Origin of the sequence: Bradyrhizobium sp. CCGUVB23, assembly GCF_024199885.1 — a bacterium.
Taxonomy (GTDB): Bacteria; Pseudomonadota; Alphaproteobacteria; order Rhizobiales; family Xanthobacteraceae; genus Bradyrhizobium.
In genome coordinates this window covers 9,004,125-9,025,081 of record NZ_JANADQ010000001.1, presented here as the reverse complement: position 1 = coordinate 9,025,081, position 20,957 = coordinate 9,004,125, and the positions used below count along the sequence as shown (strand labels likewise).

General features: G+C 64.5%; 20 protein-coding genes. 12 read left to right on the top strand and 8 right to left on the bottom strand.

Features of this window, described 5'->3' with window-relative positions; translation table 11 throughout:
• The gene (locus tag NLN62_RS42320; RefSeq protein WP_051389707.1) at positions 1-2,721 is read right to left on the bottom strand and encodes an EAL domain-containing protein; all 2,721 of its coding nucleotides are present in this window, start codon (positions 2,719-2,721) and stop codon (positions 1-3) included.
• A gap of 321 nt (positions 2,722-3,042) precedes the next feature.
• On the opposite strand from NLN62_RS42320, the gene NLN62_RS42315 reads away from it, so the two are divergent.
• Entirely contained in the window at positions 3,043-3,207 is a 165-nt protein-coding gene (locus tag NLN62_RS42315; protein WP_027522630.1) for a Flp family type IVb pilin, read from the top strand.
• On the opposite strand, the gene NLN62_RS42310 is transcribed toward NLN62_RS42315, so the two are convergent.
• A complete protein-coding gene (locus NLN62_RS42310; RefSeq protein ID WP_254112566.1) occupies positions 3,188-4,444 on the bottom strand; it encodes an MFS transporter in 1,257 nt (418 codons plus the stop codon). The genes NLN62_RS42315 and NLN62_RS42310 overlap by 20 nt on opposite strands.
• A gap of 27 nt (positions 4,445-4,471) precedes the next feature.
• Here NLN62_RS42310 and NLN62_RS42305 point away from each other — a divergent pair, with 27 nt between their 5' ends.
• Entirely contained in the window at positions 4,472-5,134 is a 663-nt protein-coding gene (locus tag NLN62_RS42305) for a CGNR zinc finger domain-containing protein (protein WP_254112564.1), read from the top strand.
• A gap of 118 nt (positions 5,135-5,252) precedes the next feature.
• Here the strand turns inward: NLN62_RS42305 and moaC are convergent, their stop codons facing one another.
• The 4 genes from moaC to NLN62_RS42285 are packed head-to-tail and all read right to left on the bottom strand — an operon-like array spanning position 5,253 to position 9,520.
• On the bottom strand, positions 5,253-5,762 hold the full coding sequence (gene moaC / locus NLN62_RS42300) for a cyclic pyranopterin monophosphate synthase MoaC (protein ID WP_027522633.1): 510 nt from the start codon (positions 5,760-5,762) through the stop codon (positions 5,253-5,255).
• A gap of 1 nt (position 5,763) precedes the next feature.
• Positions 5,764-6,582, bottom strand: a complete 819-nt coding sequence (gene trpC / locus NLN62_RS42295) for an indole-3-glycerol phosphate synthase TrpC (RefSeq protein ID WP_254112562.1) — start codon at positions 6,580-6,582, stop codon at positions 5,764-5,766.
• A gap of 8 nt (positions 6,583-6,590) precedes the next feature.
• Positions 6,591-7,604, bottom strand: coding sequence for an anthranilate phosphoribosyltransferase (trpD, locus tag NLN62_RS42290; RefSeq protein WP_254112560.1), 1,014 nt, complete (start codon positions 7,602-7,604; stop codon positions 6,591-6,593).
• Between the two features lie 17 nt (positions 7,605-7,621).
• The gene (locus NLN62_RS42285; RefSeq protein ID WP_254112558.1) at positions 7,622-9,520 is read right to left on the bottom strand and encodes a peptidylprolyl isomerase; all 1,899 of its coding nucleotides are present in this window, start codon (positions 9,518-9,520) and stop codon (positions 7,622-7,624) included.
• A 211-nt stretch (positions 9,521-9,731) separates the two neighbouring features.
• Between NLN62_RS42285 and tpiA the strand changes: the two genes are divergently transcribed.
• The 7 genes from tpiA (at position 9,732) to NLN62_RS42250 (ending at position 15,648) form a co-directional block, all read left to right on the top strand.
• Positions 9,732-10,487 (top strand): triose-phosphate isomerase, encoded by a 756-nt coding sequence (tpiA, locus tag NLN62_RS42280; RefSeq protein WP_027522637.1) that lies wholly within the window; start codon positions 9,732-9,734, stop codon positions 10,485-10,487.
• Between the two features lie 156 nt (positions 10,488-10,643).
• Positions 10,644-11,033, top strand: a complete 390-nt coding sequence (secG, locus tag NLN62_RS42275) for a preprotein translocase subunit SecG (RefSeq protein WP_027522638.1) — start codon at positions 10,644-10,646, stop codon at positions 11,031-11,033.
• Between the two features lie 166 nt (positions 11,034-11,199).
• Positions 11,200-12,831, top strand: coding sequence for a CTP synthase (locus tag NLN62_RS42270; RefSeq protein ID WP_027522639.1), 1,632 nt, complete (start codon positions 11,200-11,202; stop codon positions 12,829-12,831).
• Between the two features lie 81 nt (positions 12,832-12,912).
• On the top strand, positions 12,913-13,239 hold the full coding sequence (locus NLN62_RS42265; protein WP_254112556.1) for an NIPSNAP family protein: 327 nt from the start codon (positions 12,913-12,915) through the stop codon (positions 13,237-13,239).
• Positions 13,240-13,353: 114 nt separating this feature from the next.
• On the top strand, positions 13,354-14,217 hold the full coding sequence (gene kdsA / locus NLN62_RS42260) for a 3-deoxy-8-phosphooctulonate synthase (RefSeq protein ID WP_254112554.1): 864 nt from the start codon (positions 13,354-13,356) through the stop codon (positions 14,215-14,217).
• Positions 14,217-15,422 (top strand): MFS transporter, encoded by a 1,206-nt coding sequence (locus NLN62_RS42255; RefSeq protein ID WP_027522642.1) that lies wholly within the window; start codon positions 14,217-14,219, stop codon positions 15,420-15,422. The genes kdsA and NLN62_RS42255 overlap by 1 nt, the downstream gene beginning before the upstream one ends.
• Before the next feature lie 58 nt (positions 15,423-15,480).
• Positions 15,481-15,648: an RNA polymerase sigma factor region1.1 domain-containing protein gene (locus tag NLN62_RS42250; protein ID WP_035662099.1), complete on the top strand. Its 168-nt coding sequence runs from the start codon at positions 15,481-15,483 to the stop codon at positions 15,646-15,648.
• Between the two features lie 8 nt (positions 15,649-15,656).
• Here NLN62_RS42250 and queF read toward each other — a convergent pair whose 3' ends face one another.
• Both queF and NLN62_RS42240 read right to left on the bottom strand, forming a co-directional pair.
• The gene (gene queF / locus NLN62_RS42245) at positions 15,657-16,118 is read right to left on the bottom strand and encodes a preQ(1) synthase (protein ID WP_156944247.1); all 462 of its coding nucleotides are present in this window, start codon (positions 16,116-16,118) and stop codon (positions 15,657-15,659) included.
• A 126-nt stretch (positions 16,119-16,244) separates the two neighbouring features.
• Positions 16,245-17,222: a lyase gene (locus NLN62_RS42240; RefSeq protein WP_027522644.1), complete on the bottom strand. Its 978-nt coding sequence runs from the start codon at positions 17,220-17,222 to the stop codon at positions 16,245-16,247.
• Positions 17,223-17,396: 174 nt separating this feature from the next.
• On the opposite strand from NLN62_RS42240, the gene eno reads away from it, so the two are divergent.
• From eno to NLN62_RS42225, 3 genes are all read left to right on the top strand, one after another.
• Positions 17,397-18,680, top strand: coding sequence for a phosphopyruvate hydratase (gene eno / locus NLN62_RS42235; protein WP_027522645.1), 1,284 nt, complete (start codon positions 17,397-17,399; stop codon positions 18,678-18,680).
• Positions 18,681-18,708: 28 nt separating this feature from the next.
• On the top strand, positions 18,709-19,848 hold the full coding sequence (locus NLN62_RS42230; RefSeq protein WP_254112553.1) for a zinc-binding dehydrogenase: 1,140 nt from the start codon (positions 18,709-18,711) through the stop codon (positions 19,846-19,848).
• A 111-nt stretch (positions 19,849-19,959) separates the two neighbouring features.
• Complete coding sequence (locus NLN62_RS42225) at positions 19,960-20,955, top strand: MBL fold metallo-hydrolase (RefSeq protein ID WP_027522647.1); 996 nt, start codon at positions 19,960-19,962, stop codon at positions 20,953-20,955.
• Positions 20,956-20,957 lie beyond the last annotated feature (2 nt).

Below are 20,957 nucleotides of genomic sequence, written 5' to 3'. Positions count from 1 at the left end.
CTAGCCCGCTTCGCGGCGGCGGCTTTCGTGGCCGGTCCTCTGGGCAAGCCGGCTGCGGTGGAGCGTGAACAGCTCCTGCACCTTGTCGGCCGGCTTCGCCGCGCTGAACAGATAACCCTGCATTTCGCTACAGCCGAGTGAGCGGAGCAGCCGCTGCTGCTCCTCGGTCTCCACGCCCTCCGCGGTCGTGGTCATGCGCCGCGCAGCGGCGAGGCCGACCACGGCCTGCACGATGCTGGAGGAGCCGTCGGGTCCTGCAATGTCCTCGACGAAGCAGCGGTCGATCTTGATCTTGTCGAACGGGAACCGGTGCAGGTAGCTCAGCGACGAGTAGCCGGTGCCGAAATCATCGAGTGCGATGCGTACGCCGATGGCGCGGAGCTGATGCAGGATGGCAAGCGCGGTGTCGTCGTCGCGGATCAGAACGGCCTCGGTGATCTCGAGCTCGAGCCGGCTTGCCGGCAGGTTGGAGGCGGCGAGCGCCGCCATGATCTTCAGCGCCAGCGTGCCGCTCTTGAACTGTACGGGCGAGACGTTGACCGCAAGGCGGATGTCATCCGGCCAGATCGCAGCATCCCGGCAGGCCGTCGCGAGCACCCACTCGCCGATCTCGTTGATGAGGCCAGTGTCCTCCGCGATCGGGATGAATTCGGCGGGCGAGACCATGCCGCGCTCGGGGTGCCGCCAGCGCACCAGAGCCTCGCAGCCCGTGATGGTGTCGTCCTTCAGGCTGAGGCAGGGCTGGTAGAACACTTCGAGCCCGCCATGGGCGAGAGCATGCCGGAGATCGGTCTCGAGCTGCCGCCGCTCGCGGACTTTGGCATCCATCTCCGGCTCGAAGAAGCGATAGGTGCGACGTCCGGCGGCCTTCGCAGCGTACATCGCCAGATCTGCATTCTTCAGGATCTGATCGAGCTCGGTGCCATGGTCCGGCGCCAGCGCAATGCCGATCGAGGCGTCCGTTGTGAGATGGTGGCCCATGCAGTCGAACGGCTCGCGGATGGCGGCGAACACCCGCGCCACGAGGTCGGTGACGTGGTCAGGCGAGGTCACGGTGCTCTGCACGATCGCGAATTCGTCGCCACCGAGGCGGGCGACGAATTCGGTCTCGCCGGCGCAGCGGTTCAGATGCGCTGCGATCGATTTCAGCAGTTCGTCGCCGACGAGATGGCCGAGCGCGTCGTTGACGCCCTTGAATTCGTCGATGTCGATGTAGTGCACCGCGATCTGTTCGCCGTCGGCGATCGCGCCCAACGCTTCCCGCAGATGCTCGTGGAACATGGCGCGGTTGGGCAGATCGGTCAGCGCATCGTAGTGCGCAAGATGCGTGATGCGCTCCTCGGTGCGGCGGCGCTCGGTGATGTCCTCATGCGTCGCGACCCACCCGCCGTCCGCGAGCGGCTCGTTGACGATCTGGATCGAGCGGCCGTCCGAGGTGTCGATGACCATGGAGTTGCGCAGGTGGATGTCGCGCAGCACGCGCGCGGCATATCGGTTGACGTCGCCGGCGAACGAGCCGGTCGCCTTGCGGTGCGCGATGATGTCGTGGAAACTGCAGCCGGGCTTCACGACATCGGCCGACAATCCATACATTTCCAGATAGCGCTGGTTACAGACCACCAGCCGTCGCGAGTCGTCGAACAACAGAAGCCCCTGGGTCATGTTGTTGACGGCGCGGTCGAGTCGTTGCTTCTCCAGCGTCAGCCGTTCCCGCGAAAGACGGTGCTGTGCGGACAGTTTGCGAACCACGGCAATCAGGAGCCCGGCGATGGCGAGCGCCGAAGCGATGGCGATCGAGATCAGGAATCCGATCTGCTCGTGCCAGGCTGCGAGCGCGGCCGCTCTCGTGTTGGTCGCGACCATTACGATCGGGAAGTGGGGCAGGGCGTGTGATGAGATCAGGCGGTCATCACCGTCGACCGTGCTCGTGAAGCGGCCGGTGAAGTGATCGAGATCGAACATCTTCTGCTGCGCCTCGGGGCCGGTCTTGAAGTTCTGGCCCATGGCTTCGTCGACATGGGGATAGCGGGCGAGCAGCGTGCCGTCGCGGTGAAGCATCGAGATCGTCGCGCCTTCGCCGAGCGCGACGGACGCGAAGAATTTCTCGAAACTGGCGGGCTCGATGCCGCGCCCGACCAAGCCCAGGAACTCGCCGTTCGGGTCCGTGACCTTGCGGAGGATCAGGATCGTCCACATGCCGGAGACACGGCTGTGCACGGGTTGGACCAGCATGTCCGGCGAGCGCGGGTCGAACTTGAAGGACCTAAAATAGGCGCGGTCGGCGACATTGACCTTCGGCGGAGGCCAGACGAGCGAGGAGTTGATCAGCTCGCCGTCGGCGTCGAAAATGTTGACGCCGCCGACATAGGACAGCGCCTCCATCTTGGAGCGAAGCGTCCGATGGACGTCCTGGGTGGACAGGCGCCGGCGGTAGTCTTCGACGCTCGCAATCCCGCTGGCGCGCACGTTCGTGATCAGGTCTTTCTGGATGACCTCGAAATCCTGGAGCTGCTGGTCGAAATGATGAGCGAGGAGCAGCGCCGTGTTATCCAGCTCGCGCGCACTGTTGCGCAGCGCCCGCTCGCGGAAGTTCTGCGCCATCAGCGTTGCGCCGATCGCGATCGCCGCAATCAGCAGCATGCCGCCCACCACCAGCCAGCGGATCGGTCCGCTGCGGATCATTGCCGTTTGGTCGAGGAGGCGACTGCCGAATCCCGTCATGATCTGAAACGCTGCCGTGCACACGCCAGGATCAGTTCTTGAGCCTGGAAACATCCGTCGGTTTACGGGAACGATGTGGAGGCGACGTTAGGAAGCGCGGTTAACGAAGGGTGAATCGACGCGAGAGTCCTGGGGCGCGCGCGATGAGCAAGGCCAGCAGATATTGCCGGTGCGGTGTATCTGAGCGGTCAATTCTTGCCGGTTGCGCCCGCATCAACCGAAACTTAACCACCTAACATGCTGGCGATGCTCACGCGCACTCTGGCACGCGGCTTGCGAGTTGTCCCGTCATCCCAACGGAGAGGACAGGATAACAGGATCATGAAGACGATGCTGCAGAAGTTCATTGCCGACGAGTCTGGCGCCACCGCGATCGAATACGGCCTGATCGCCGCCGGCATCGCGCTTGCCATCATCACCGTCGTCAACGGGCTCGGCAGCAAGCTGAGCAGCAAGTTCGGATCAATCAGCGCCTCGCTGCGCTGATCGTCCGCATTCCGCTCCACAACGCCGGCGCAGCCACGATCAGCGCCGCGACGACGTTCGTGGCCGCGCTGATCAGGATCGGCAGCGTGTAGCTGTGCGTGGCGTCGTAGACGAAGCCCGCGGCGCTCGGCCCGATCAGCGTGCCGAACGCGACGCTGGTATAGAGAATGCCGATGATGCCGCTGACGTTGCGCCCGCCGAAATGGTCCATCACCACGGCGGGCAGCACCGCGACCCAGCCGCCATAGAACACGCCATAGACGAAGGCGAAGGTTGCAAGCGCGAAAGCGCTTGCCGAAATCGCCCAGATGGCCATGGCGAGCGCCATGCCGAGCAGCACCATGATCAGCGAGAGATCGCGGCCGATCCGGTCGGCAAGCCCGCCGAGCAGGAAGCGGCCCGCGGTGCTGCCGACGCCGATCGTGCCAAGCAGCAGCACGGCGGACGAAGTCGAAACGCCGTGATCGCGTGCGTAGGGCACGAGATGCACGAAAGGGACAAAAGCGCCGAACGAGCAGACCAGGCACGAAAGATAGAGGCCGGCGAACCGCGCCGAGCGCACGGCCTCCAGCACCGCGACGCCACCGCTTCCGTTAGCGCATGCTGCCTCAGGCGGGTCGCCGTCCGGGCCGAGGCCGCGGTCTTGTGGATCGTTGTCGAGCAGCAATGAAATCCCGCCGCCCAGTACGACGGCGAGTGCGGCCAGCACCAGATAGGCCCCGCGCCAGCCGAATGTCGCGATCAGCAGCGAAGCGATCGGCGGCATCGCCAGCGTACCGAGCCCGATGCCGCTGACGGCCAGTCCGGAAGCAAAGCCGCGGCGTTTGACGAACCAGCGCTGCACCGCTCCGATCGCCGGGACGTAGGCGCAGCCGACGCCGAGGCCTATTCCGAGTCCGTAGGCGAGATAGACCCCGGTGAGAGAGCGCGCTGCGCTTGCGGCCGCAAGGCCCGCGGCGACCACGATCATGCCAGTCACGGCCAGGGGACGAGCGCCAAAGCGGTCAGCGAGCGGGCCGCTGACGACCCCGAGCGCAAAATACAGAAAGCCCGCGATCGAGAACACCAGCGAAACCGCGCCGCGCGAGGCGCCGAAGTCGCGCTGGAGCGGTTCCAGGAACGCACTGAACGTGTAGGCGGAACCGAATCCAACGAACGTCACCGCGAAGGCCGCGGCGACGACGAACCAGCCGTAGAACAGGTGGGGACGGGTGATTGTCGTTGTGTCCGTTGTCATCTCGGCCTCCATGGTCTGACGCGATCTGTGACACCAGTAAACGATTTATACGAGTGTCAGTTGCAGCAAACCAGTAAAAATGATTTACTGGTGTCAATGTCCAAGCAGTCCCGCAAATTCGGGGTTCCCGACGAGCTGGCGAATCTCTACGAATTCGCCAATTCGCTCGATTTTCGCCATTTCACGCATTTCGGCGTGCAGCATCCGCAAAGCGATGCGCTTTCCGGCCCGAAGGCGCTCGGGGATTGGTTGGCGGAGCACGGCATGGGCGAGGGCGGTGCGAAGATCACGCCAGCGATGTTCCATACCGCACTGCGACTGCGCGGGGCGCTGCGCGCCTATTTGCAATGCGAGCCGGCCGAGCGGCGCAGGAACAGGGATGTCCTTGGCGCGCTCGACGGCGCGCTCGAACCGTTTCCGTTGCGGGTGGAGGCGCGTGCGGGCCGCGGCGCAATGCTTGCAGCTGTGCGTCGGGATGCCCTTGCTGGTCTGTCGGCCATCGCCATCGAGGTTCACGATGGCACGCTTGCGGGTACGCTGGACCGGCTGAAGATGTGCGCCTCGGAGGAATGCCGCCGGGTATTCTACGACCGGTCCAAACCGTCCACCCGGCGCTGGTGCATGGCGACGCTGTGCGGCAATCGGATGAAGACGCGGGCCTACCGTGAGCGCCAGCGCGAGGCGAAATAGTTCAGGGCGTGCTTTATTGATTGAGCATGATCTCCGCGCAAACGCGTTCCGCGTTTGTCGCGAGGAAAAACCGCCGCAAACTTTGCGCTAACGCGGCCCTTCGGGTCAGGATCATGCTCTAGGCGCGGTAGTGGCCGGACTTGCCGCCCTTCTTCTCGACGAGGTGGATGCCCTCGATGCGCACGCCGCGTTCCACCGCCTTGATCATGTCGTAGATCGTGAGGCAGGCGACCGAGACGGCGGTCAACGCCTCCATCTCGACGCCGGTTGGACCTGTGACCTTTACGGCGGCACGGACGAGACAACCCGGCAGCTTGTCGTCGGGCTCGATGTCGACGGTGACCTTCGAGAGCGCGAGGGGATGGCAGAGCGGGATCAGCTCCGAGGTACGCTTGGCCGCCATGATGCCGGCGATGCGGGCGGTGCCGAGCACGTCGCCCTTCTTGGCGTTGCCGGAGCGGATCAGGTCGAGCGTCGCCCTGGTCATCACGACGTGCCCCTCCGCGACCGCGAGCCGCTCGGTCGCGGGCTTCTCCGACACGTCCACCATCCGTGCCTCGCCGGAGGTGCCGATATGGGTGAGGGCGGGTTTTGCCTTTGCTTTGGCCCTGGACGGTGAACGCGCCATCTCAGCGCGTGCCCGTGGCGCGCGGGGCCTCGCGCGACAGCAGCGCACGGGTGGCGGCCGTCACGTCGGCCTGCCGCATCAGGCTTTCGCCGACGAGGAAGGTCGACATGCCCACGCGCTCGAGGCGGGCGAGGTCCGCCGGGGTGAAGATGCCGCTTTCGCCGACCATCAGCCGCCCCTCGGGGATCAGCGGCGCAAGCGCCTCGCTGGTCGCAAGCGTGGTCTCGAAGGTGCGCAAGTTGCGATTGTTGACCCCGATCATCGGCGAGCGCAGTTTTAGCGCGCGGTCGAGCTCGCTCGTGTCATGGATCTCGATCAGGACGTCCATGCCGAGGGACAGCGCGGCGTCCTCGATATCTTTTGCGACCGCATCGTCGAGCGCCGCCATGATGATGAGGATGCAATCGGCGCCATAGGCGCGGGCCTCGACCACCTGATAGGTGTCGAACAGAAAATCCTTGCGCAGCACCGGCAGCGACGTCGCCGCGCGCGCTGCGACCATGAAGTCGATATGACCCTGGAAGGAGGGCGTATCCGTCAGCACCGACAGGCAAGCAGCGCCGCCGGCCTCGTAGGCCCTCGCGAGCAGCGGCGGGTCGAAATCGGGACGGATCAGTCCCTTGGAGGGGGATGCCTTCTTGACCTCGGCGATCAACGCATAGTCGCCATTGGCGAGCTTGTTGCGGATCGCACGCAGAAAACCGCGCGGCGCAGCTGCGACCTTGGCCTTGGCTTCCAAGGCAGCTAGCGGCTGCGCGCGCTTGGCTGCCGCGATCTCCTCACGCTTATACGCCTCGATCTTGGTCAGGATGTTCGACATGCGAGGGCTCAGCTATTGGAGACCGCGATCAGGTGCTTTAGCCGCGCCGACGCCGCACCGCTGTCGATCGACTTGGTGCCGAGCGCCACACCTTCCTTGATGTCCTTGGCGCGGCCGGCCACCACCAGCGCGGCGGCCGCGTTGACCAGCGCAACATCGCGATAGGGGCTCGGCTTGCCGTCGAGCACGCTTTGCAGCGCGATCGCGTTGGCGTCGGCATCGCCGCCCTTCAAGCCGATCGCTTCGCAGCGAGGAAGGCCTGCGTCCTCGGGGGTGATCTCAAAGCTCTTGATCTCGCCATTGTGCAGCGAGCTGACGAAGGTTGGGCCGGTGAGGGTGATCTCGTCGAGCCCGTCGGAGCCGTGCACCACCCAGACCGAGTCGGAGCCGAGATTCTTCAGCACCTGCGCCAGCGGCTGCACCCATTGCCGGGAGAACACGCCGACCATCTGCCGCTTCACGCCGGCCGGATTGGACAGCGGTCCCAGCAGGTTGAAGATGGTGCGGGTGGCGAGCTCGACGCGGGTCGGGCCGACGTTCTTCATCGCGGGATGATGCGCGGGTGCGAACATGAAGCCGATGCCGCATTCGCGCACGCAGCGGCCGACGTCCTCGGGCTTGAGATCGATCTTCACGCCGAGCGAGGCCAGCACGTCGGCTGCGCCCGAGCGCGACGACAGCGCGCGGTTGCCGTGCTTTGCGACGGGCACGCCGGCGCCCGAGACGATGAAGGAGGCGCAGGTCGAGACGTTGACCGAGCCCGAGCCGTCGCCGCCGGTGCCGACGATGTCGACGGCATCCGCCGGCGCGCTGACGCGCAGCATCTTGGAGCGCATCGCCGAGACCGCGCCGGTGATCTCGTCCACGGTTTCGCCGCGTACGCGCAGCGCCATCAGAAGCCCGCCCATCTGCGAGGGCGTGGCCTCGCCGGACATCATGGCATCGAAGGCGGAGGCCGCTTCGTCACGCGACAGGCTGGCGCCGGTCGCCACTTTTCCAATAATCGATTTCAGGTCGTCCATCGCGTGCTTTCAACTGCTTACTGGTTCGCGCCCGTCACCTGCGCGAAGGCGGCCTGATTAATGGTGGTTCCGATGTCGGTTTCAAGCTTGTTGACGTAGGACGCGACCTGCTCCTCGGTGAGCGCGCGGTCGAGGCTCTCCTTCAGCTTGGCGATTCCTTCGGAAGCGAGATCGACCGGCGGATCGACGATGTCGGTCACACGGAAGATGATGACCTCGCCGGCCGCACCCGGGGTCTGGCCGACGCCATCCTTGGCGGTGCGGAATGCAGCCGTGACCAGGCTCGATGGCACGCCGGCGGGCGTGTCCTCGCGCTTGAAGCCGGCGGCGGTCTCGACCTTGGCGTTGATGGCGGCGGCTTCGTCCGCGAGCTTGCCGCCCTGTTCGAGCTTCTGCACGATCTCGGTGGCCTTGGTCCGCAGCTTGGTCGTGATCTGGTCCTGACGCCAGCGCGCCTCGACCTGGTCGCGGACCTCGTCGAGGCTGCGTTCGCGCGACGGCGTGATGCCGAGCACGTCGTACCAGACATAGCCGCCGCGGAAGGAGATCGGATCGTTGTCGACGCCGACGTCGCTGTTGAAGGCTTGCGATACCACGTCGAGCCCTTGCGGGATGTTGGCAACCGGCTGGCCGCTGGGCGTGCGGCCGGAGCGGTCGACGGCCTCGATGGTCACGGCAGCAAGGCCGAGCTTTTGCGCGGCGTCGATGACGCTGGAGCCGCCGCCGCGCTCGTCTTCCATCTTGTCGCGCAATTCGGCAACCTTGGCGCGCGCGCGCTCAGCCGCGATCTCCCGTTTGATGTCGCCGGCGAGGTTGGCGTAGTTGGCCTCCGCGCCCGGCTCGATCTTGTCGACCTTGACCAGCGCCACGCCAAAGCGACCCTGGACGGGCTGGCTGATCTCGCCTGCGGGCAGCGCGAAGGCGGCGTCCGCCACGGCCGGATCGAGGATCGCGGATTTCGTCACGAGGCCGAGATCGCCATCCGCCGCGCTGAGCCCGCGCTCCTTGGCGATGTCCTCGAACGACGTGCCGCTTGCGAGCCGGGTGCGCGCAGCTTGCGCCTCCTCGACCGTCGGGAACACGAGCTGGTGCACCTGGCGCTTCTCCGGCGTGCCGAGCCGGTCCTTGCGCTGCTCGAACACCTTCTTGGCGTCGTCGTCGGAGACGTCAGTCCATTTGCCGATCTCCTCGGGCGAGATCACGACGAAGGAGATCTTGCGGTATTCGGGCGCGCGAAACTGGACCTTGTGGTCCTCGAAATAGGCGGCGAGCGCCTCGGGCGAGGGCGGATCGATCGTGCCGGCCTGAGCCGCGTCGAGCTTGACGAATTCGATCGAGCGCTGCTCATTCTGATAGCGGCTCAGCGCGTCGATCATGGTCTTGGAAGGCTCGAGGCCCGCGCCGATCGTGCCGGTGATCTGCCGGCGCACCGACACCTTGCGCTGCTCAGCGGTGTAGCGCTGCTCGGTGTAGCCGAAATTGCGGATCATGGCCTGGAAGCGCTGCGCATCGAAATTGCCCGCGGCGCCCTTGAAGTTCGGGTCGTTCATGATCATGCGGCGGATCTCGTCGTCCGACACGCCGAGCCCGAGCCGGCGGGCCTCTTCATCGAGGGCGGCTTCCGCGATCGCCTGCTGGAGCACCTGGCGGTCAAGGCCGAAGGCGCGCGCCTGCTCAGGCGTCAGCGGGCGGCCGAACTGGCGGCCGATCTGCTGCATGCGGTCGGTATAGATCTGGCGGAATTCGTTCAGCGAAATCTCGGTGTGGCCGACTTTGGCCACCGTGGACTGCCCGAAGCCGCGGAAGATGTCGGCGATGCCCCAAATGCCGAAACTGATGATCAATACGCCCATCACGACGGCCATAATCGTTTTGCCGAGCCAGTTTGATGAGGCCTTGCGCATTCCTCGAAGCATTGCGTCCAACTTGTTTGGCAGGAGGGAACCGGGCGCGCCTTAAAGCAGATTCCGCAAAAGCGCATCACCGAATTGATATGGCATCATAAAGTGGCGGCTTTCCCCCCGCAACCTGCCGCTCCCTTAAGCTGTGTTAACAGGACCGGGTCTCTGGAACTGAGGCGCCCGGTCTGCTAGCGCATCCCGAACCTCATTTCGCTGGAATTTGGACATGACAGACGCCATCCGACCGCTGATCGCCGGAAACTGGAAGATGAATGGCCTGAAGGCCTCCGCTGCCGAATTCGACGCCATGCTCACCGGTGCGGCAGAGGTCGCCGCCAAGGCCGATCTCCTGGTGTGTCCGCCGGCGACGCTGATCGCGGCCTTTGCGGCCAAGGCGGCCGGCAACAAGGTCGCCGTCGGTGCCCAGGATTGCCACCCCAAGGCCTCTGGCGCCCATACCGGGGATATCGCGGCGGAAATGCTGGTGGATGCGGGCGCTTCCGCCATAATCGTCGGCCATTCCGAGCGCCGCGCCGACCACGGCGAGAGCGATGATTTGGTGCGGCAGAAGGCCGAGGCCGCCTGGCGGGCAGGGGTGATCGCGATCGTCTGCGTCGGCGAAACGCAAGGCCAGCGCGATGCCGGCCAGACCCTGGATATCCTGCGCGGCCAGCTCAGCCTGTCGCTGCCGGACGGCTCAAAGGCCGACAATCTGGTCGTGGCCTATGAACCGGTCTGGGCGATCGGCACGGGCCTGACCCCCACAGCCAAGGATGTCGAGCAGATTCATGGCTTTATCCGGGAACTGTTGATCTCCCGCTTCAGAGACGAGGGGGCGAAGATGCGCATCCTCTATGGCGGGTCGGTCAAGCCGTCGAATGCGGCCGAACTGATGGCGGTCAAGAACGTCAACGGCGCGCTGGTTGGTGGTGCCAGCCTCAAGGCGGCCGATTTCCTTGCGATTGCCAAAGGCTGCCCTTAGCTAACCGGCAAAGCGCAGGCGGCTCAAAGCGGAGTCCGGACCGATCGGGGGTGGCAATGCCAGTCCTGATCGTGTAACACCGCGCAACTTCAGGAAAACCCGCAAAGCGCGATGGCTGCCGGCACCGGCGCTGTCGGCTTGTGACGGAAGGGTACCATGCAGACCGTTGTGATCGTTATCCATCTCATGATCGTCGCCGTGATGATCGGCGCCGTGCTGCTGCAGAAGTCGGAAGGCGGCGGCCTCGGCATGGGTGGAGGCGCAGGCTTCATGTCGAGCCGCGGCACCGCAAATCTCTTGTCGCGCACGACCGCGATCCTGGCGGCCGGTTTCTTCCTGACCAGCCTCTTCCTGTCCTGGTATGCGGGGTATGACCGTAAGCCGTCTTCGATCATTGGCCAGCCGGCGTCGCAGTCTCAGCCCGCCGGTGGCGCGGCTCCGGTGGCGCCGCCGACCTCGGGCGGTGTCCTGGATACGCTGAAGAAGGCGGACGAGCAGCAGCAGAATCAGGCGCCCAGCGGTCCGCAGGCGCCACGTTCGCAATAAAGCAGAGGGGCCATGCAGGACGGTGCCTAGCGTCCTGCATCAAGAATCCCCATCAAGGTTCTGGCAACACACTCAGTTTTGGCTCACCCACAGGCCCGCAAATTGTTTGGGGCGGGACGCGAATCGCTTTGGCGAATCGAGTTCGGGGGATTAAAGGTTAAGTCCCATGGCGCGGTACATATTCATCACCGGCGGCGTGGTTTCTTCGCTCGGCAAGGGTCTGGCTTCAGCAGCACTGGGTGCTCTGTTGCAAGCCCGGGGCTACAAGGTCCGCCTCCGCAAGCTCGACCCCTATCTCAATCTCGATCCCGGAACGATGTCGCCGTATCAGCACGGCGAAGTGTTCGTGACCGATGACGGCGCGGAGACCGATCTCGATCTCGGTCACTATGAGCGCTTCACGGGGCGGCCGGCGACCAAGGCCGACAACATCACCACGGGCCGCATCTATCAGGACATCATCTCCAAGGAGCGGCGCGGCGATTATCTCGGCGCGACAATCCAGGTCGTGCCGCATGTCACGAACGCCATCAAGGAGTTCGTGCTGTCAGGCAATGACGATTACGACTTCGTGCTGGTCGAGATCGGCGGCACCGTCGGTGACATCGAAGGCCTGCCCTTCTTCGAGGCGATCCGCCAGCTTGGGAACGAGCTGCCGCGCGACCATGCGGTGTATATCCACCTCACGCTGCTGCCCTACATCCCGAGCGCGGGCGAGCTCAAGACAAAGCCGACGCAGCATTCGGTTAAGGAGCTGCGCTCGATCGGCATCCAGCCCGACATCCTGCTGTGCCGCACCGACCGCGAGATTCCGAAGGAAGAGCGGCGCAAGCTCGGCCTGTTCTGCAACGTGCGCGAAAGCGCCGTGATCGAAGCGCGCGACGTCGACAACATCTACGCCGTGCCCGAGGCTTATCATGCCGCGGGCCTCGACGACGAGGTGCTCGCCGCCTTCGGCATCGGCTCGCGGATTCCGCCAGAGCTGCGGAGCTGGCAGCAGATCAACGAGCGCGTCCGCAATCCCGAGGGCAATGTCACCATCGCCATCGTCGGGAAGTACACCGGCATGAAGGATGCGTATAAGTCGCTGATCGAGGCGCTCTCGCATGGCGGCATCGCCAACAAGGTGAAGGTCAATCTCGACTGGATCGAGAGCGAGATCTTCGAGAAGGAAGATCCCGCGCCGTTCCTCGAGCACGTCAACGGCATCCTGGTGCCCGGTGGCTTCGGCCAGCGCGGCGCCGAGGGCAAGATCAAGGCGGCGCAGTTCGCGCGCGAGCGCGACGTGCCGTATTTCGGCATCTGCTTCGGCATGCAGATGGCGGTGATCGAAGCCGCGCGAAACCTCGTCGGCATCGAGGATGCCAACTCCACCGAGTTCGGCCCGACCAAAGAGCCGCTCGTCGGTCTGATGACTGAATGGCTGCGCGGCAATGAGCTCGAGAAGCGCTCGCAGGCCGGCGACCTCGGCGGCACGATGCGATTAGGGGCGTACCCCGCGGCGCTCAAGCGCGGCAGCCGCGTCTCGCAAGTGTATGGCGGCGCGACCGAGATTTCCGAGCGCCATCGCCACCGCTACGAGGTCAACACCGCCTACAAGGACCGCCTCGAGCAGCACGGCCTGAAGTTCTCAGGCCTCTCGCCCGACGGCGTGCTGCCGGAGATCGTCGAGTACGAGGATCATCCGTGGTTCATCGGCGTGCAGTTCCACCCCGAGCTGAAGTCGCGCCCCTTCGAGCCGCATCCGCTGTTCGCATCCTTCATTCAGGCGGCGGTGGTGCAGAGCCGGCTGGTGTAAGCACCTCTGGCCTTTGACGCGCGCGCAAATTGTTGCGACAACTCCCTGCCGCAAGAACAACAATGCAGGGAGTGAGCTCCAATGATCTACGAAATGCGCCAGTATCGTTGCGTGCCGGGTCGGCTGCCGGCACTGATCAAGCGCTTTGACACGATCACACTGAAAATCTGGGAGAAGCACGGCATCAAGCAGGCCGGGTTCTTCACCACGCTGATCGGCGAATCCAACCAGGAGCTGACCTATTTTCTAGCCTGGCACTCGCTTGCCGAGCGCGAGACGAAATGGACCGCCTTCATGACCGATCCGGAGTGGCTCGAGGCGCGCGCCAAGACGGAGGCGGATGGCCAGATCGTCGCCAACATCGTCAGCCAGATTCTGGCGCCGACGGCATTCTCCGCGGTGAAGTGACGGCCGGCCTCGCCGGGGCGCCTTCGCAACCCTGATATTCGAGGGGTAGGGCCGAATAGGGTTGATCCGCCCCTCATCGCCGCTATGGTCGCGCCGAAACGAGGGATCTTGGCCTTGAGCGCAGGCAAGTCGGCAGCAGCGGTGGTTGAGCTGGGGACGGTCAGGTTCGGCAATGACCTGCCGATCGCGGTCATTGCCGGCCCGTGCCAGCTCGAGAGCAGGGCGCATGCACTGGAGGTGGCCTCCGCTTTGAAGGAGATCGCCACCCGTCTGAAAGTCGGCCTCGTCTACAAGACGTCCTTCGACAAGGCCAACCGCACCAGCGCGTCGGCCGCGCGGGGACTGGGCTTGGCGCAATCGCTGCCGATCTTCGCCGAGATCCGCTCGTCGCTGGGCTTGCCAGTGCTCACCGACGTGCACGATGCGGCGCAATGCGCCGAGGTCGCGCAGGCCGTCGACGTCCTGCAGATCCCGGCCTTCCTGTGCCGGCAGACTGATCTCCTGCTGGCTGCCGCAGCAACCGGCAAGGTCGTCAACGTCAAGAAGGGGCAGTTTCTGGCGCCCTGGGACATGGCGAATGTCGTGACCAAGATCACGAGCGCCAATAATTCCAACGTGCTCGTCACCGAGCGCGGCGCCTCCTTCGGCTACAATACGCTCGTATCAGACATGCGAGCGCTGCCGATCCTGGCGCGTACCACCGGCGCGCCTGTGATCTTTGATGCCACGCATTCCGTGCAGCAGCCGGGCGGGAAAGGTGCTTCTTCCGGCGGCGAGCGCGAATTCGTGCCGGTACTGGCGCGTGCGGCAGTCGCGGTCGGCGTCGCCGGTGTCTTCATCGAGACGCATCCCGATCCCGACCATGCGCCGTCCGACGGACCGAACATGGTGCCTTTGCGCGAGTTCGAAGGCCTCATCCGGACGCTGATGGCGTTCGACGCGGTGGCGAAAAATCCGTCGCAGGCCGGCGCGCGCTGATGCCGCAAGGGGAGGCGCGGCCGCACGATCACGGCTTGCCGCCAGCGCTCTACGTCATCTCAGGTGCGAGCTTTGCGGCGGCGCTCTCGGCCCGGGCGCTCGATCCGCTGCTGCCGCACATCGCCGAGGATTTTCAGGTCAGCATCGCGACCGCCGCGGGCTTTGCCGCGGTCTTCGCCTTCACTTTCGCGATCATCCAGCCGCTGATCGGCGCCGCCGCCGATCTCTTCGGCAAGACGCGGCTGATGATCGGCTGCCTCGCGGTGCTCGGCGTCGCCAGCATCCTCGGTGCGCTCTCGACCTCGTTCTCGCTGCTGTTTGCCACCCGTATCCTGGCCGGTATCGGCTCCGGCGGCGTGTTTCCGATTGCGCTCAGCCTGACCAGCGATCTCGTCGGTCCAGAGAAGCGGCAGATCGCGATCGGCCGCACGCTCGCCGGCGCCATGACCGGCAATCTCCTCGGTGCATCTGCGTCCGGCCTGATCGGCGACTTCCTCGGTTGGCGCGGCGTGCTAGCCGTACTCGGTGTGCTGGTGATCATCGCTTCGGTCGCGGTTGCGGCCGGATTCAGTGGCGCCAGGATCAAGCACCCGCCGAGGACGAGCCTCTCGGCGCTGAAGACGGGCTATCGCACCATCTTCACCAATCCGAACGCACCGGTGTGCTACTCGGCCGTGTTCGTCGAAGGCTGCTGCGTGCTCGGCCTCTTCCCTTACGTCGCCTCGTTCCTGTTCGACCTCGGCGAGACCTCGCTCTCAATTGCCGGCATCGTCATCGCGGGCTTTGCGGTCGGCGGGCTGTTTTACACCATGACGGTGTCGCGCCTTCTGCCACGACTTGGCGTCAAGGGCATGATGATCGCGGGCACCGTGCTAGTGGCCTCGCAACTCGTCGCCGTCGCGTTCGGTCCGCGCTGGGAAGTCCAGACGCTCAACCTCGTCGTGATGGGCTGGGGCTTCTACATGGCCCATGGCTGCCTACAGGTGTTTGCCAGCGAGCTATCGGTCGAGGCACGCGCCACCGCGCTGTCGCTGCACTCGTTCTTCTTCTTCATGGGCCAGACCGTCGGCCCGATCGCCTATGGCTTTGGCCTCGCGCATGGGGGCAAGGGGCCGACCCTGTTCGCAAGCGCCGGGATCATGGTGGTGCTGGGGCTGGTCTGCGCGAAGCTCCTCAAGCAGCGCGCTCCGGCGGATGCGCGCTGAGACCGACGCGGACATCTAATCTTCCCATATAGTAGGGGAGTATTCCGAGGAGGTCTGATTGGACTGGTCCGAAGTGGTACGGAAAGCCGCCATCCTGGCGGAGAAGACGGGTCACATTACCTTTGATCAACTGAACGAATTGATCCCATCCAAGATGGAACCGGAAGACGTTGAAGCTCTACTGACGGCTTTGAGCGAACAAGGCATTTGGATTGCGGAGGAATAGGGCCACCTTTAGCCCCGCCCGCGATAGGGCGCCACACCCTGCTCCGGCACCCACAATCCCTTCGGCACGCGGCCGGTCTGCCAGAACACGTCGATCGGGATGCCGCCGCGCGGATACCAGTAGCCACCGATCCTTATCCATTTCGGCTTGATCTCGGATGCGATGCGCTTGCCGATCATCACGGTGCAGTCCTCGTGGAAGGCGCCGTGATTGCGGAAGCTCGCGACGTAGAGCTTTAGCGATTTCGACTCCAGCAGCCACTGGCCCGGTGCGTAGTCGATCATGAGATGGGCGAAATCCGGCTGTCCCGTGACCGGGCAGATCGATGTGAATTCCGGCACGGTGAAGCGCACCAGATAGTCTGTGCCCTTCTGCGGGTTGGGCACACGGTCGAGCTGGGCTTCTTCTGGTGTGTGCGGCCATTCGACCGCACGGCCGAGCTGGAGGGGTTTTTTCGCCATCATTTGCATCCTTTTGCAGCATGATCCGGAAAAGTGGACACCGGTTTTCCGAAGGGATCATGCTCAATCAAAAAGCTAGAGCGCGATCGGATCGCGCTCTAGTGGATGCCGAGATGGACGCAATTGTCGTCGCCGTCAACCAGTGGCGACGGTCTGGATCATGACGATCCGGTCGTTGCCGGACTCGCAGCCCCACAGCTCGCCCGGCCTTCCGTCGAGCTGACGGACATTGGCGTTCGATTTGTCGCTGGCGAAGACGTTGAACTTCTCGGTCACTGGATCAAAGCGCACGATGGCGTTGGCGGAAAAATCGGTGAGCCAGACCTTGTCCTTGTCGTCGACGAAAACCGCGTAGGCGCGGGGATGCTCGCCCGGCAGCTTCCAGGTTTTCCACGAGCCGTCGGCGGGATCGTGCACCGACACGTGCCCGCTGTTCCACTCGCTGACCCAGATCCGGCTCTTTGAATCCGACCAGACGCGCCGCGAACCGGCATTCGGTGTCGGCGGCTGCACGACACTGGCGCTACCGGTCGCAAGATCGATCCTGGCGATGTAGCTGCCGGCGAGCGAGGCGTACCAGATGTCGCCTTTGGGCGTCACAGTGATGCCATAGGGCCCGATGCCCTTCGGCGCCTTGAACACCGTCATCTCGCCGGATTTCGGCACGAGCCGGCCGTAATAGCCGGACTGCCCGGTGAACCAGTAGGTACCATCCTTGTCGAACACGCCGGTGTTGAGATTGGCCTGGGCGAACTTTTCGGGCAGGCGGAACAGCGTGACCTTGAGATCGCCGGGATCGACCCGCGCGATCGCGTTCTGGCCGCCCTCGGTGATCCAGGGCGCGCCATCGGGGCCGATCGTCACGCCGTGCGGGGCAGCGCCCTGGCCGAGGCTGACGGTCTTGAACGAGCCGTCCTTCGGATCGAGCTTGCCCAGCATGCCCTTGCCTTGCGCCGTGAACCACATCGTGCCGTCGGGGGCGGGTGTGAGGTCGTGCAGGCCGATACCGGGGCTGATCGGAAAATATTTCGCCCGGAACGGGCCCTCCTGCGCAAAACTTGGGCGGGCGGCAAGGAGGGCGGCGCTGGAAGCAAGAAACTGGCGACGATTCATGGCGTTACCCCGACTGTCTCAGATTGAGGTTGGACGCGCAGATCAGGTGGCGTCGAGCTTAGTCCGAGGCTCCGCAGCCGTCAGTCGTACCCCGCAGCCCAAGCGTTCACATTTGCTTGCGCTCCGTGTAAGACGCGCGGCGAAACGTCCAGTTCTAACGAATGGAAGCGCATCATGACCGCCATTGTCGACATCATCGGCCGCGAAATTCTCGATAGCCGTGGCAATCCCACCGTCGAGGTCGACGTCGTGCTGGAAGACGGCTCGCTCGGCCGCGCCGCAGTGCCCTCGGGCGCCTCGACAGGCGCCCATGAGGCGGTGGAACTGCGCGATGGCGACAAGGCTCGCTATCTCGGCAAGGGCGTCTCGAAGGCCGTCGGCGCCGTCAACGGCGAGATCTATGAGGCGCTCAGCGGCATGGACGTCGAGCACCAGGTCCAGATCGACCAGGTCATGATCGATCTCGACGGCACGCCGAACAAGAGCCGTCTCGGCGCCAACGCCATCCTCGGCGTTTCGCTCGCCTGCGCCAAGGCGGCCGCGCAATCGCTCGACATGCCGCTCTATCGTTACGTCGGCGGCACTTCGGCGCGGGTCCTGCCGGTGCCGATGATGAACATCATCAATGGCGGCGTGCACGCCGACAATCCGATCGACTTCCAGGAGTTCATGATCCTGCCGGTCGGCGCCACCAGCTTCGCCGAAGGTCTGCGCTACGGCGCGGAAGTCTTCCACACGCTGAAGTCCGAATTGAAGAAGGCCGGTCACAACACCAATGTCGGCGACGAGGGCGGCTTTGCGCCGAACCTGCCGTCGGCGGACGCCGCGCTCGAATTCGTCATGAACGCGATCGGCAAGGCTGGCTTCAAGGCAGGCTCCGACGTCGTGCTCGGGCTCGACTGCGCCTCGACCGAGTTCTTCAAGGGCGGCAAATACGTCTATGAAGGCGAGGGCAAGACCCGCTCGATCTCCGAGCAGGCCAAATATCTCGCCGACCTCGTGTCGCGCTATCCGATCGTGACGATCGAGGACGGCATGTCGGAGGACGACATGGACGGCTGGAAGGAGCTCACCGATCTCATCGGCAAGAAGTGCCAGCTCGTCGGCGACGATCTCTTCGTCACCAACGTCAAGCGCCTGTCCGAAGGCATCAAGGCGGGCCGCGCCAACTCGATCCTGATCAAGGTCAACCAGATCGGCACGCTGACCGAGACGCTCGCCGCCGTCGAGATGGCGCACAAGGCCGGCTACACCTCCGTGATGTCGCATCGCTCCGGCGAGACCGAGGATTCCACCATCGCCGATCTCGCCGTCGCCACCAATTGCGGCCAGATCAAAACCGGCTCCCTTGCGCGCTCGGATCGCACCGCCAAATACAACCAGCTGCTGCGCATCGAGCAGCAGCTCGGCAAGCAGGCCGTCTATCCCGGCAAGGCGGCGCTGAAGGCGCTGGCGTAAGCACCTAACAGAAAAAGGGGAGGTCGACATGAGCGACGGCGGAAACGGACTCCAGTTGCGTTCGCTGATCAAGAAGAGCGGCGAACTCGAAATCTCGCTGGTCGACGTGCCGACCCCCGAGCCTGCCGAGGACGAGGTCGTCGTTCGCGTCGAGGCGACGCCGATCAACCCGTCGGATCTCGGTTTGCTGGTCGGCGCTGCCGACATGAGCACGGCGAAGGCGTCGGGGACGAAGGATGCTCCCGTCATCACCGCCAAAGTGCCTGACGCCGCGATGCAGGCGATGGGGGCGCGGCTCGACCAGTCCCTGCCGGTCGGCAACGAAGGCGCCGGCGTCGTCATCAGGACCGGCTCGTCGGACGCCGCGAAGGCGTTGATGGGCAAGACGGTCTCGATGATCGGCGGCGCGATGTACGCGCAGTACCGGACCTTGAAGGCGAGGGACTGCCAGCCGCTGCCTGAGGGCACGACCGCGGCGGAGGGCGCGTCCTGGTTCGTCAATCCGCTCACCGCGCTCGGCATGACCGAGACCATGCGGCGCGAAGGCCACAAGGCGCTGGTGCACACCGCGGCCGCCTCCAATCTCGGACAGATGCTGAACAAGATCTGCATCAAGGACGGCATCCCGCTGGTCAACATCGTGCGCAGCAAGGAGCAGGCCGACATCCTGCACAAGATCGGCGCCAAGTACGTCGTCGATTCCACCGCGCCGAGCTTCCTTGACGATCTCACCAATGCGCTGGTCGAGACCGGCGCCACCATCGCCTTCGATGCCATCAGTGGCGGCAGGCTCGCCGGCAACATCCTGAGGTGCATGGAAGTCGCGATCAACAAGACCGCCAAGGAGTACAGCCGCTACGGCTCCAGCGTGCACAAGCAGGTCTATGTCTATGGCATGCTCGACACGCGGCCGATCGAGCTGCCGCCCGGCTTCGGCATGGCCTGGGGCGTCGGCGGCTGGCTGTTGACCCCGTTCCTGATGAAGATCGGTCCCGCGGAAATCGGACGCTTGCGCCAACGTGTCGCGAGCGAATTGAAGACGACGTTCGCCAGCCACTACACCAAGGTCGTGTCGCTTCCTGAAGTGCTCGATCCGGCCAACATTGCGGTGTACGCCAAACGGGCGACCGGCGAAAAATTCCTCATCAACCCAAATAAATTTGCGTGACGCTGGAACGGTCGTGACCAAAGAAGGTCTTGCCTTCTGAGCGGCGGGGGAGAACATTCGCGCCGCAATTGAAAGCGGGAAAAACCGCAACGCTCAGAAGGGGACATTCCCATGACCGAACTCAACCGCCGTCACCTGCTTGCCGGCGCCGCCGCCCTCGGTGCGGCCAGCCTTTCGCGCCTGGGCACGACGTCTGCCGATGCCGCAGTGCCGCAAACCGGCGCGCAGGCGCCGGGCTTCTATCGCTATAAGGTCGGTTCCTTCGAGTGCACCTCGATCAACGACGGGGCGCGAACCTTCCCGATGCCGGACAAGTTCGTCACCAACGTGCCGAAGGACGAGGCACTGGCCGCAGGCGATGCGGCCTACATGCCGAAGGGCATGGTGACGGTGCCGTTCAACCCGCAGCTCATCAACACCGGCTCCAAGCTCGTGCTGATCGACACCGGCAACGGCGTCGCCAATCTCGAGCCGAGCAAGGGCGCGGTCGGCCGCACGCTGCAAAACCTCGCGGCGGCCGGCGTCGATCCCAAGAGCATCGACATCGTCCTGCTCTCGCATCTGCACCCCGACCACACCAACGGCATACGCGCGGCGGACGGCTCGATCGCGTTCCCGAACGCCGAGATCATGGTGCCGGCCAAGGATTGGGAGTTCTGGGCGAGCGAGGAGAACGCCGGCAAAGCTTCCAGCGACATGATGAAGAACTACTTCGCCAACGTGAAGAAGACCTTTGCCGGCATCGAGTCCAAGGTGACCAAGTATGAGTGGGGCAAGGAGGTCGCGCCGGGCATCACCTCGATCGCGACGCCCGGCCATACCCCGGGTCACACATCGTTCGCGGTTGCCTCGGGCAACGCAAAGGTCCTGATCCAGTCCGACGTCACCAACATCCCGGAATTCTTCCTGCGCAATCCGGATTGGCATGTCGTGTTCGACACCGATGCCGCGATGGCGCAAGAGACCCGCCACAAGTTCTACGACATGGCGGCAGCAGAGAAGGCGACGGTGGTCGGCTTCCACTTCACCTTCCCGTCGGTCGGCCACGTCGAGAAGGATGGTGCCAAATATCGTCTGATCCCGTCGGCCTGGAATCCGACGATCTGATC

What these genes read in the sequence shown, in the direction of transcription:
- NLN62_RS42320 (WP_051389707.1), bottom strand. Translation starts at nt 2,721, where the DNA reads ATGACGGGATTCGGCAGTCGCCTCCTCGACCAAACGGCAATGATCCGC.
- NLN62_RS42315 (WP_027522630.1), top strand. Translation starts at nt 3,043, where the DNA reads ATGAAGACGATGCTGCAGAAGTTCATTGCCGACGAGTCTGGCGCCACC.
- NLN62_RS42310 (WP_254112566.1), bottom strand. Translation starts at nt 4,444, where the DNA reads ATGACAACGGACACAACGACAATCACCCGTCCCCACCTGTTCTACGGC.
- moaC (WP_027522633.1), bottom strand. Translation starts at nt 5,762, where the DNA reads ATGGCGCGTTCACCGTCCAGGGCCAAAGCAAAGGCAAAACCCGCCCTC.
- trpC (WP_254112562.1), bottom strand. Translation starts at nt 6,582, where the DNA reads ATGTCGAACATCCTGACCAAGATCGAGGCGTATAAGCGTGAGGAGATC.
- trpD (WP_254112560.1), bottom strand. Translation starts at nt 7,604, where the DNA reads ATGGACGACCTGAAATCGATTATTGGAAAAGTGGCGACCGGCGCCAGC.
- NLN62_RS42285 (WP_254112558.1), bottom strand. Translation starts at nt 9,520, where the DNA reads ATGCTTCGAGGAATGCGCAAGGCCTCATCAAACTGGCTCGGCAAAACG.
- tpiA (WP_027522637.1), top strand. Translation starts at nt 9,732, where the DNA reads ATGACAGACGCCATCCGACCGCTGATCGCCGGAAACTGGAAGATGAAT.
- secG (WP_027522638.1), top strand. Translation starts at nt 10,644, where the DNA reads ATGCAGACCGTTGTGATCGTTATCCATCTCATGATCGTCGCCGTGATG.
- NLN62_RS42270 (WP_027522639.1), top strand. Translation starts at nt 11,200, where the DNA reads ATGGCGCGGTACATATTCATCACCGGCGGCGTGGTTTCTTCGCTCGGC.
- NLN62_RS42265 (WP_254112556.1), top strand. Translation starts at nt 12,913, where the DNA reads ATGATCTACGAAATGCGCCAGTATCGTTGCGTGCCGGGTCGGCTGCCG.
- NLN62_RS42255 (WP_027522642.1), top strand. Translation starts at nt 14,217, where the DNA reads ATGCCGCAAGGGGAGGCGCGGCCGCACGATCACGGCTTGCCGCCAGCG.
- queF (WP_156944247.1), bottom strand. Translation starts at nt 16,118, where the DNA reads ATGCAAATGATGGCGAAAAAACCCCTCCAGCTCGGCCGTGCGGTCGAA.
- NLN62_RS42240 (WP_027522644.1), bottom strand. Translation starts at nt 17,222, where the DNA reads ATGAATCGTCGCCAGTTTCTTGCTTCCAGCGCCGCCCTCCTTGCCGCC.
- eno (WP_027522645.1), top strand. Translation starts at nt 17,397, where the DNA reads ATGACCGCCATTGTCGACATCATCGGCCGCGAAATTCTCGATAGCCGT.
- NLN62_RS42230 (WP_254112553.1), top strand. Translation starts at nt 18,709, where the DNA reads ATGAGCGACGGCGGAAACGGACTCCAGTTGCGTTCGCTGATCAAGAAG.
- NLN62_RS42225 (WP_027522647.1), top strand. Translation starts at nt 19,960, where the DNA reads ATGACCGAACTCAACCGCCGTCACCTGCTTGCCGGCGCCGCCGCCCTC.